The organism is Streptomyces sp. NPDC054813 (genome assembly GCF_053611365.1).
In genome coordinates this window covers 44510-47332 of record NZ_JBSHAF010000010.1, presented here as the reverse complement: position 1 = coordinate 47332, position 2823 = coordinate 44510, and the positions used below count along the sequence as shown (strand labels likewise).

2 protein-coding genes are annotated in these 2823 nt (G+C 71.3%); both read left to right on the top strand.

The genetic code is table 11. From position 1 onward, the window contains the following. Positions 1–180 precede the first annotated feature (180 nt). Positions 181–654, top strand: coding sequence for a hypothetical protein (locus ACWGJB_RS21325; RefSeq protein WP_453381703.1), 474 nt, complete (start codon positions 181–183; stop codon positions 652–654). A gap of 160 nt (positions 655–814) precedes the next feature. Further along, entirely contained in the window at positions 815–2659 is a 1845-nt protein-coding gene (locus tag ACWGJB_RS21320) for a M1 family aminopeptidase (RefSeq protein ID WP_453381702.1), read from the top strand. Positions 2660–2823: the final 164 nt, after the last annotated feature.

The following is a 2823-nucleotide window of genomic DNA, read 5'->3' as shown; positions in this document are numbered from 1 at the left end:
GCCCCCTCGGTGCGAGTGATTTTATCACTCCCCCGGCACGGGGGCCGGCCCACCACCCCTCCCCCCCCCCCCCCCGGGGCCGCCCCGGGGGCGGGGGGCCCCCACGCCGGTACGGCGACCCTGCGCGAGGCGGACCATCTGGTCCACGAGCTGCTGGGCCGACTGGCGCTCCCGGAGGGCGTGTTCGCCTGCACCCACCTGCACCGCACCGACGAGCGCCGGGGTACGGCGGTGTCGCTGGCCGTCCCGGACCCGGACGCGGTGTGGCAGGAGCTGCTGACGGCGCTGCCGGAGGGCACCGGCGTGGCCCTGGCCGACCGAACCCACGGCCCGGGCGACGCGGTGGACAGCGCCCGCCGGGCGGCCGCCGCACCCCGCGCCTCCGGCCGGGCGGTCGTCTACCCGGGCGTGCGGCACCTCACCGGCACGGTCACCGCGGGCGCGATCCTGGCCCGCACCGCCGTCGAACGCCTGGTGGTGCTCGGCGCACCGGCCGCCGAACTCCCGCCCGCCACGGAGATCCTGACGCAGGACCACGTACGGCCGGAATGGCGCGACGGCGTCCTCACCCTGGCCCTGGTCCCGGCGGCGGGCGGCCTGCTGGCCCCGTTCGAGGTCCCCAACCCCACCCCGTGCTGCGCGGACCATCTCTGACGCGCGGGTTATCCCTTAGTGACATGGCCTGGTCAATTCTGTCAGGCTTCGGACTCGCACCACTCGTAACGCGTGACCTGTGGCCGCTCCCCGGCGCACCCCAGCCGGACCGGCGGTCACCGAGCAGACCGGGATCCCGGTCGCCGCAAAGGAGTTTCGTGTGAGATCGACCCCCCACAAGGCCTTCGTCACCAGTGCGTTGGCCGTCGCGGCGCTGGCCGCGGCCCTGCTCCCCGGCAGCACGGCGTCGGCCGCCGAGGAGGCGGCCTGCACGCCGACCCAGGCGGTCGCCAACGGCGGCTTCGAGAGCGGCACTTCGTCCTGGACCCAGTCCTCGACCAGTGTGATCACCAGCCGCACCGGGCAGAGCGCCCACGGCGGCACGAGCTTCGCCTGGCTCGACGGCGTCGGCAGCACGCACACCGACACGCTCTCCCAGAGCGTCACGATCCCGTCCGGGTGCAGCAGCGCCACCCTCACCTTCTGGCTGCACATCGACACCGCCGAGACGACCTCGTCCACCGCGTACGACAAACTCACGGCGAAGATCGGCAGCACGACCCTGGCGACGTACTCGAACCTGAACAAGGCCACCGGCTACGTCCAGAAGTCGTTCGACGTGTCGGCGTTCGCCGGCCAGACCGTGAGCCTCGCCTTCACCGGCACCGAGGACTCCAGCCTCCAGACGAGCTTCGTCCTGGACGACATCGCCCTCAACACCTCCGGCGACACCGCCCCGCCGGCCGACTCGACGCGCACGCCGGCCGCCCCGTCGTACACCGTCAGTCTCAGCAGCAACACCGCCGGTACCGTCTGGACCGGGCACGAGAGCACGACCTTCACCAACGCCTCGGCCACCCCGCTCACCGAGGTGTACCTGCGGCTGTGGGACAACTACCACGGCACCTGCTCCGCGCCGCCGATCACGGTCACCAATGTCACCGGCGGCACCGCGGGCGCCCTCTCGGTGGCCTGCACGGCCCTCCAGATCGCGCTGCCGACCCCGCTGGCGCAGGGCCAGTCGACCACGATCGGCTTCGACCTGGGGATCACCGTCCCGAGCGGCGCCGACCGGTTCGGCTACGACGGAGCCTTCAGCATGATCGGCAACGCGCTGCCGGTCCTCGCGGTCAAGGACGGCTCGGGCTGGCACCTGGACCCGTACACGAACAACGGCGAGTCCTTCTACTCCCTGGCCGCCGACTTCAAGGTGACCCTCGACCACCCGACCACCCTGCTGGTCCCGGCCACCGGCACCTCGGTCGACACCCCCGGCACCAGCGGACGCACCATCACCACGGCCACCGCGTCCAAGGTCCGCGACTTCGCGTGGGCGGCGGGCCCGTTCACCAAGATCTCGGGTACCTCGACGGCGGGCACCCCGATCAACATCTACTCGGTCTCGGGGATCAGCTCCTCCAGCGCCCAGTCGATGCTCACCACCGCCAAGTCGGCGGTCGACGCCCACGCCGGACGATTCGGGGCCTACCCGTACGGCGAGTTGGACGCGGTCATCGACAACAACTTCTGGTTCGGCGGCATGGAGTACCCGGGCTTCGTCCTCGACCTGGTCAGCACCACGGCGCTCACCCATGAGATCGGCCACCAGTGGTGGTACGGCATCGTCGGCGACGACGAGTACAACAGCCCCTGGCTGGACGAGGCGTTCACCGACTACGCCACCGACCTCGCACAGGGACTGAGCGGCACCAACTGCTGGAACAGCGTGTCCTGGGCCTCGTCGGCGGAGAAGATCACCAACTCGATGGCGTACTGGGACGCCCACTCCTCCCGCTACTCCACCGTCGTCTACGGCTACGGCAAGTGCGCCCTGCACGACCTGCGCCGCCTCATCGGCGACACCGCCATGACCACGCTGCTGAGGAACTACGCCACCGCGCACTGGTACGGGGTCTCCACCACCGCCGAGTTCAAGGCGGCGGCCCAGGCGGCCACCAGCACCGACCTGACGTCGTTCTGGACCACCCACCGCATCGACGGCTGACGCACACCGTCCAGTAAGCCCGGGCGTGGGGGGGGCGGGGGGGGGTGTGTCCGGGGGTTTCGTGGGTTTCTTTTGGGGTTGTTGGGGGGGGGGGGGGGGGGGTTGCCCTGGTTGGGGGGTTTATCTTTCCGCACCGCCTTGGGGGGTGGGGGGGGTGGCCGCCT